Origin of the sequence: Arenimonas oryziterrae DSM 21050 = YC6267, from assembly GCF_000420545.1 — a bacterium.
In the GTDB taxonomy this organism is placed as follows: Bacteria; Pseudomonadota; Gammaproteobacteria; order Xanthomonadales; family Xanthomonadaceae; genus Arenimonas; species Arenimonas oryziterrae.
The window spans coordinates 20,535-27,969 of sequence record NZ_ATVD01000008.1 but is presented as its reverse complement, the minus strand read 5'-3'; the positions used below and the strand labels follow the sequence as shown (position 1 = coordinate 27,969).

Annotated in this window: 12 protein-coding genes; all 12 read left to right on the top strand. The window is 65.3% G+C overall.

Annotated features, from left to right (window positions below; genetic code table 11):
• Window positions 1–240, top strand: a 240-nt coding sequence (locus tag G467_RS0114625) for a hypothetical protein (protein WP_022970481.1), incomplete at its 5' end; no start/stop codon positions are given.
• Entirely contained in the window at window positions 237–1,787 is a 1,551-nt protein-coding gene (locus G467_RS17105) for a phage portal protein (RefSeq protein ID WP_155844908.1), read from the top strand. The genes G467_RS0114625 and G467_RS17105, both read left to right, overlap by 4 nt.
• Window positions 1,787–4,057 carry a ClpP-like prohead protease/major capsid protein fusion protein gene (locus G467_RS17100; RefSeq protein WP_022970479.1) on the top strand — a complete coding sequence of 757 codons (2,271 nt, stop codon included), beginning with the start codon at window positions 1,787–1,789 and terminating at the stop codon, window positions 4,055–4,057. The genes G467_RS17105 and G467_RS17100 overlap by 1 nt, the downstream gene beginning before the upstream one ends.
• Window positions 4,058–4,143: 86 nt before the next feature.
• A complete protein-coding gene (locus G467_RS0114610; protein ID WP_022970478.1) occupies window positions 4,144–4,521 on the top strand; it encodes a DUF2190 family protein in 378 nt (125 codons plus the stop codon).
• 87 nt (window positions 4,522–4,608) lie between these two features.
• Window positions 4,609–5,004, top strand: a complete 396-nt coding sequence (locus tag G467_RS0114605; RefSeq protein ID WP_022970477.1) for a M15 family metallopeptidase — start codon at window positions 4,609–4,611, stop codon at window positions 5,002–5,004.
• Window positions 5,004–5,228: a hypothetical protein gene (locus tag G467_RS0114600; protein WP_022970476.1), complete on the top strand. Its 225-nt coding sequence runs from the start codon at window positions 5,004–5,006 to the stop codon at window positions 5,226–5,228. Before G467_RS0114605 ends, G467_RS0114600 begins: the two co-directional genes overlap by 1 nt.
• Window positions 5,225–5,656, top strand: coding sequence for a hypothetical protein (locus G467_RS0114595; RefSeq protein WP_022970475.1), 432 nt, complete (start codon window positions 5,225–5,227; stop codon window positions 5,654–5,656). Before G467_RS0114600 ends, G467_RS0114595 begins: the two co-directional genes overlap by 4 nt.
• Window positions 5,649–5,972 carry a hypothetical protein gene (locus G467_RS0114590; RefSeq protein WP_022970474.1) on the top strand — a complete coding sequence of 108 codons (324 nt, stop codon included), beginning with the start codon at window positions 5,649–5,651 and terminating at the stop codon, window positions 5,970–5,972. Before G467_RS0114595 ends, G467_RS0114590 begins: the two co-directional genes overlap by 8 nt.
• Entirely contained in the window at window positions 5,969–6,352 is a 384-nt protein-coding gene (locus tag G467_RS0114585) for a hypothetical protein (RefSeq protein ID WP_022970473.1), read from the top strand. Before G467_RS0114590 ends, G467_RS0114585 begins: the two co-directional genes overlap by 4 nt.
• Entirely contained in the window at window positions 6,352–6,660 is a 309-nt protein-coding gene (locus G467_RS0114580) for a hypothetical protein (RefSeq protein ID WP_022970472.1), read from the top strand. Before G467_RS0114585 ends, G467_RS0114580 begins: the two co-directional genes overlap by 1 nt.
• Window positions 6,657–6,977: a head-tail joining protein gene (locus G467_RS0114575; RefSeq protein WP_022970471.1), complete on the top strand. Its 321-nt coding sequence runs from the start codon at window positions 6,657–6,659 to the stop codon at window positions 6,975–6,977. The genes G467_RS0114580 and G467_RS0114575 overlap by 4 nt, the downstream gene beginning before the upstream one ends.
• The gene (locus G467_RS0114570) at window positions 6,970–7,434 is read left to right on the top strand and encodes a hypothetical protein (RefSeq protein WP_022970470.1); all 465 of its coding nucleotides are present in this window, start codon (window positions 6,970–6,972) and stop codon (window positions 7,432–7,434) included. Before G467_RS0114575 ends, G467_RS0114570 begins: the two co-directional genes overlap by 8 nt.
• Window position 7,435 lies beyond the last annotated feature (1 nt).

Below are 7,435 nucleotides of genomic sequence, written 5' to 3'. Positions count from 1 at the left end.
TTCAAGCTGTTGCTCACGATGAGCAACGCAACCGAAATGTTGGCTTTCTACCTGGACGCCGAGAAGAAGATTCTTCTCGGCCAGTCCGTGCGTTTTGGCGAGCGCCAATTGACGCGTGCAGACCTGGTTGAAGTCCGGGCCGGTCGCCGCGAGTGGGAAGCCAAGGTAAACGCCGAAGTCACCGTTGCCCGCGGCGGCAACGCCGGCTACTCAGTCGCCAACTTCTCGGGGTGCGATTGAACTTCCTCGAGCGAATGATCGTGAACATCGCGCCCAACTGGGGCGTGAAGCGCATGCGGGCGCGTCACCAGGCGAAGGTTCTGGCGGCAGCCTACGAAGCGGCCGAGCCCGGACGCTTGCGCCGAAAGTCGCGCGACTATGGCAGTGGCAATACGGCGTTCGCCCAGGGTGGCACGCAGCCTCGTACTGAGGCGCGTCACCTCGACCGCAATCACGACATCGTGCGCAACGGCATCAACACATTGGTGCAGAACATCGTCGGTGCCCAGGGCATCGGCATCCAACCGCAACCGCGAGGGCCCGACGGCAAGATCAATGAAGATCTCGTCGACCAGATTCAGCTGATCATTTCCGCCTGGGCGAAGCGGCCCGAAGTGACAGGGCAGCACGACTGGGCGAGCAGCCAGCGCTTGATCACGCGCACCTGGGTGCGCGACGGCGAGATGCTGTACCAGGAACTCATCGGCGATGTGCCCGGCTTGGTGCACAGCTCCGCGGTTCCCTATTCGTTGGAGCTGATCGAGGCGGATCTCCTCCCGCACGATTTCTCCGATCGTTCGCGCAACATCCTGCAGGGGGTCGAGCGCAACGCGTGGAACCGCCCGATCGCGTATCACCTGTACAAGGAGCATCCCGGTGATCCGGGATCTTCCTGGACGCCCGCGCTCAAGCGCGTGAGCGCCGACCGCATCCGCCACGTGAAGCTGGTCGACCGCATTGGCCAGGTACGTGGCGTGAGCATCCTCGCCTCGGTCATCACGCGCCTGGAGGACCTCAAGGACTACGAAGAGTCCGAGCGGATCGCCGCGAAAATTGCCGCTTCCATGGCGGCCGTCATCGTCAAGGGCGACCCGGGTTCTTACAGCGTGGAACAAGATCCACGGACCGGTGGCGAGCGCAACATGCGCTTCCAGCCCGGCATGGTGTTCGACAACCTGCGTCCCGGTGAGTCGGTGTCGACGATCGACACCAACCGTCCGAATCCCAACCTGCAGAACTACCGCGACGGTCAGTTGCGCGCCGCCGCAGGCGGCATGTGCGTCAGCTTCTCCAGCTTCTCGAACAACTACAACGGCACGTACACCTCGCAGCGCCAAGAGCTGGTCGAGAAATTCGGCGCGTACGGCGTGCTTGCGTTTGAGCTGATCAGCCAGAGCATCCGTCCGACCTACGAACGGCTGATTGCAACCGCGTGGGCGAGCGGGCAGCTAAAGGTGCCGAAGGGATACACCCTGGAAGGTCTGGTCGACGCGTTGTACATGCCGCCGCCCATGCCGTGGATTCAGCCGGTCCACGAAGCGATGGCGCTGCGCGCTCAGGTGCGCAGTGGCTTCCGCAGCGCCGGCAGCGTCATCGCCGAGCGTGGCGGTCGCATGTACGACGTGTACGAGCAGATCTCGCTCGAGCGGGCTTGGGCGAATGAAAAGGGAATCGTGCTCGACACCGATCCCAAGCAGGTCAGCAACGCTGGCCTCACGCAGGCGCGTGCTCCTGGCTCGACCTTGCCCGACCTGGCCGACACGGCCGCTGTTTCCGAGGACTCCTGATGAAATCCAATCGACTCTCCCTTGCCATCTTCGCCGCCGTGGCCGCCATTGGTGGAGCACCGCCGGCAAGCAGTGGCCTCCAGCCGCTGCTGCGCATCCAGGCGTTGGCCAATGGCGACGCCGAGTTGCTGATCTACGGTCCGATCGGTGACGAGTGGTTCAGCGAATCGGCCTCGGCGCGCTCGATCGCCGAACAGCTCGCGCGTATCACGGCTCCGACCATCCAGGTGCGTATCAACAGCGAAGGCGGCAGCGTCCAGGACGGGCTTGCGATTTACAACCAGCTCAAGCGTCACCCGGCGCGCATCGTCGTGACGGTGGACGGCATCGCCGCAAGCATCGCGTCGCAGATCGCGTGCGCCGGCGACGAAGTAATCATGCCAGCGAACACGCTGATGATGATCCATGCGCCGTGGAGCTGCGGTTGCGGAAATGCCCAGGCGTTCCGGGAGTTCGCCGACACGCTCGACACCTTCGCTGCGGCTATGGCCCAGAGCTACGTCGCGAAGACCGGCAAGTCTGTCGAGGAAATCAACGCGCTGCTGCAGGACGGCAAGGACCACTGGTTCACGTCGGAGCAAGCGGTGGAATTCGGCCTGGCCGATTCTGCGCTCGCCACCGACCCGGTGGAGCCGGCCGACGCGGACGCCGTCGACGCAATGCTCAATGCGCTCATCGCCAACACCCGGCTCACCGCCTCCGCGCCTGCGCCGATCAGCGCGCAGCTGCGCTCCCGACTCACCACCACCCTCACCGAATCACGGTTCGCTTCCCTCCCGGAAGCCCGTCAGCTGGCCATCGTGGCCTCCATTGGAGATGAAGAAATGAAACAGCAATTCCAGAAGGTTCTGGCCATGGCGGTTGCCGCAGCGGCAGCCGCGCCTGCGCCCGCCGCGCCCGCGGCTCCGGCCAGTCTGGCCAATCCCGACGCCGCGCTTCAGCCGACTCAGGGCGACCCCGTCGCAACCGCGCTTGCCGCGCTGGTCGTTCGCAATCAGGCGATCCGCGGTGTCTTCGCCGGGTTCCACGATGTGGCCGGTGTCGTGGCTCTCGAATCCGAGTGCCTCGCGGACCCCGCGATGACCATCGAGCAGGCGCAGGCTCGCCTGCTCGCCCGCGTCGGCAATGGTGCGACGCCGCTCGCCGGCACCGGCCGTGTCGAGGCCGGCGAAGACGAAACCGAGCGCGTCCGCGCTGCCGGTGTGCAGATGCTGCTCGCTCGCGGCGGCATCCTCTCGCGCACGGATGCTGCGGCCGCACGCCAGGGCAATCCTTTCGCCAACAGCACGCTGCTCGGCATGGCGGAGCAGATCCTGATTCGCGCCGGTGTTCGTACCCGCGACATGACCCGCGAGCAGATGGCGCGTGCCGTTCTCGGCCAGACCACCAGCGACTTCCCGACGCTGCTCGAGAACGCCCTGCACAAGATCCTGCTCAACGGCTATCAGCTCACGCCGTTCACCTGGACGCGCTTCTGCCGCACCGGCATCCTCACGGACTACCGACCGCACAACCGCTACCACCTGTCCAGTTTCTCGGACCTGCTGGAAGTCAACGAAGCGGGCGAGTACAAGACCGGCACGCTCGGTGACGGCGAGAAGGAAACGATCACCGGCAAGCGCAAGGGTCGCATTCTCGAAGTAACGCCCGAGCTGCTCATCAACGATGATCTCGGCGCGTTGGTCTCGCTCGCGACGGCGCTCGGTCAGGCGGCTGGCCGCACGATCGAAAAGGACGTCTACGCATTGCTGGCGCTCAACAGCGGCGCCGGTCCGACGCTGTCCGATGGCAAAGCACTGTTCCACACGGACCACGCCAACATCGCGGCGGTCGGCGCTGCCCCGTCGGTCTCGGCCTTCGATGCCGCGCGCATCGCCCTCGGCAGTCAGAAGGATCCGGGCGGCAACGACTACCTGGACATCACCGCGGCCATCTGGCTCGGCCCGCTCTCGATCGGTGGCGCCGCTCGCGTCGCCAATGGCGCCGAGTACGACACCGAGGTGAGCAGCAAATTCCAGGTTCCGAACAAGGTTCGCAACATGTACCGCGACGTCGTCGACTCGCCGCGGTTGGCGGGCAATGCCTGGTACTCGTTCGCAGACCCGAATGTCGAAGCGGTCCTCGAGGTCGCGTTCCTCGACGGCGTGCAGACGCCGACCATCGAGCAGGAAGCCAACTTCCGCACTGACGGTATCGCGTGGAAGGCGGCGCATCGCTACGGCGTCGGTGCGGTCGGCTACCGCGGCGCACAGAAGAACAACGGCCCGTAAGGCTGGCTGCAGGTGGCGCGCTGACATAGGCGCCACTCCGCTGGTCCGCAAGCGCGCCTCACATCGAAACATTCAGGAGCAATGCAATGAAGAACTATCAGCAGCCGGGCAAGGTGGTGGATTACACCAACGGCACCGGATCGGCGATCGCCGCCGGCAGCATCGTGAAAATGGGCAACACGCTCGGCATCGCTGCCGTCAACATCGCCGCGGGCGCGACCGGCTCGGTCGCCATCGAAGGCGTGTTCTCGGGCGTGCCCAAGGTCAGCGCGGCGGTCTTCGTGGTCGGCGAAAAGCTGGTCTTCGACGTGTCGGCCAACTCTGGCGCCGGCGCGTTCGACGACTCGGCGGCAACGCCTGCGACGGGCGACATCACCGGTGCTGCGATCGCCATGGTGGCCGGTGCGAATAACGAGACCACCTGCACGATCAAGCTCACCCCGGGCAACACCACGGTGACCTAAGCGGGCAGCGATTGCTGTCGGCTTTCGACGGCGCGCTGTCCTCGTTAAAGCGCGCCGTTCTTTTCCCGCCACCGCCTGGAGCCCGTCTTGAATCTTTCCCCTCGTGATCTGCAGCGTCTGCAGGGCGTGCATGCTGACCTGGTCCGCGTCGTGCAACGCGCCGCCCAGGACAGTCCGATGCCGTTTGTCGTTCTCGAAGGATTGCGCACGCGCGAGCGTCAAGCGCAGCTGCTGCGGCAGGGCGCCACCAAGACGATGAATAGCCGGCACATCACCGGCCACGCGGTAGACCTGGCCCCCCTCAATGATCTCGACGGCGATGGCGACCTCGATATCAGCTGGCGTTGGCCGCACTACTTCGAGCTGGCCAAGCACATCAAGGCCGCCGCGATGCTCGAAGGGATCGAAATCGAATGGGGTGGCGACTGGCGCGAATTCAAGGACGGGCCGCACTGGCAGCTGACGCGCCGGAGCTACCCGTGATGAAGAGCTTTCTCCTCGCTCTGTGGTCGGCCTTCGCCGTCGGCGCGCAATACCTGTGGAACGAGCAGCGGGACTTCCTGCTGGTACTGCCCATCTTCGCCATTGCCATGCTCGCCGCCGGCATCGTCATGGGCTCCAGCGCCATGGTCGCCGGCGCGGTGGGCTTCCTTCTCGCGCTGGTCGGCGCCTGCGTGATCTTCGGAATGCACAAGGACCTGGAATGAGCCTGAGCAGCAGCGCTTTCAGTTTTTCTGACCTGGCCGTCGCAGCGAGCAAGATCACGCTGGTGGCCATCAGCACCAACGCGGCCACGCACGCGCAGTTCGGCGCCGAGATGTTCGGTCTGCCGTTGCCCGTCCTGATCGCCGCCGTCGTCGGCGCCCTGATGAGCCTGCTCTTCATGGATCCGCTCCAGGGCAAGCAGCGCCGCTTCCTGCCGCTGACGATTCTCACCTTCGGTCTGATCGGCGCTGCCGTCGCGGTGGTGCTGCCGAAGCTGTCCTTCCTCGCGCCCATCCTGGGCGAAGTGCCTCCCGCCTTGCTCGGGCTGCTGCTCGGCTTCCTGGGGCACATCGTCATTCCGCTTCTGACGGTATCGGCGCCCGCAGCCGTCAGGGCACGCATCGCAAAGTGGGGGAACCCCGATGCTTGACCTCGCGCTCGGCCTGGCCCAGTTCTGCGCTTGCCTGGTGATCTTCGTTACCGGGGTATTCACCCTCAATGACCTGCCGCGGCACATGGGCAAGCGTTGGTTTGTGCGCAAGGTGGCGCTGGTCATGCTCACCGCCGGCGCCGGCATCCAGGCGTTTCGTCCTACCGATGTTTACGTGTGCCTGCTACTGGCGGGCGTGGCGTTGTTCCTGGCCATGCAGCGGGATGCCCCGTGGTTCAAGTGGGCGTGGCACGGCCACTGTGGCGTGCGGCCGCCCGGTGCGCCGGCGCGACGCGTGACGGACACCGCCCGATGAATCCGATCTCCGTCTACGTCACCCTCGGCCTCGCGCTAGCGCTGCTGCTGTCGATCGCTGGCAACACGTGGCAGCTATGGCACAGCGGTGTCGCCGCGGGCCGCGCTGAAGGCGAGGCCACGATCACGCAATTGCGCGATACCAACGCGGGCTTGGCCAAGACTGCCGCAGTCAACAGCGCGATCGCTGTCGTGGCGAAAGAACAGAACCTCGCCTTGGTCAATGACCTGGCGGCCATTGCCGAACGCGCCCGTGGCGAGCGCATCGTTTATCGGACGGCCGCCGCGGCGGCACCCCTGGCGCCGAATTGCGCGCCGGGCCAGGCGCGCATGGACGCGGTCAACGCGATGCTGGGTCCGCAGGCCGAGGTGAAGCCGTGATGCGCGCCCTGATCGCCGCGTTGATCCTCGCGCCGTTGTTGTGTGGTGCCACCTGCAGCACGCGGCCGACGGCACCGGAAGCGCCACTGGCTCAGTGCGATGCCATCTGCTACGTGCCCTGCGTTGCGAAAGGCAATGACACCGCCGTGCGGTGGACAGGCGACCCGCTCGATGCGTCCAGTTGGGACCGAGTGCCCGATGGCGTCGTCGATCAGCTTAGCGAAAAGCTGCGCGTCTGCGAGACGCGCCGCCGCGCCTGCACCGAATGCATGGACCGCCTCCAACACCAGGGGGCGCTGCGCCAATGAACCAGCGCGACACCCTTCAAGCGCTCGACGCGGACCTGCATGCGGCTTTCGCCGATGCGGGCTTTGCCGAGACCGCGCTCTACACCGACCGAGTCAACACGGCCGTGCCGTGTCGTGTCTACGTCGATCGCGACGCGCAGACCTTCGGAAATTTTGGCGAGGTGTCAGGCGCCCGCACGGTGGTGTCGCTCTTCCTGGTGGACGTTGCTGATCCGCGGAGTAAGGCGCAGATCGTCCTGGGCTGCGAAACTTTCGTGCTGGATTCGAAGCTGGGCGAAGACGAATCGCTGAGTCGCTGGGTGGTGACCCGTGGCTGAGCCCATCTCCTGGCAAGCGATCGAAGGCATCGTCGCGCTGCTGGCGATGATCCGGACCGCGAACGGCTATTTCACCGATATCGGCGCCCTCGCCGAAACCGAGCCGTTCCAGGGCGAGGAGACCGAGCCGAACCTGGCCGTTCTCGCCACCGCGTTCGAGCCCAAGGAAGGCAAGTCTTCGAACAGACTCCGTCGCGAAGACATGCAGGTAACGATCGAGTTCAGCGTACCGATCACCGAAAAGGGTGCGCAGCAGCTCGCACATCGCGGTCTTTACGACATCCGCAAAGCGCTGGGCTACACCGGCCGAAACCTTCCGAACTCCACTTTCGGACTGACTGTTACGAGCGCGCAGATCCTGCCGCGCCCGGACGGCGCGTCCTCCACTGTCGCCCAAGTCGTCGCGCGGATTGGCTTGGAAGAACGACTCGCAACCGCGTCTTCACAGGAGAGTTAGC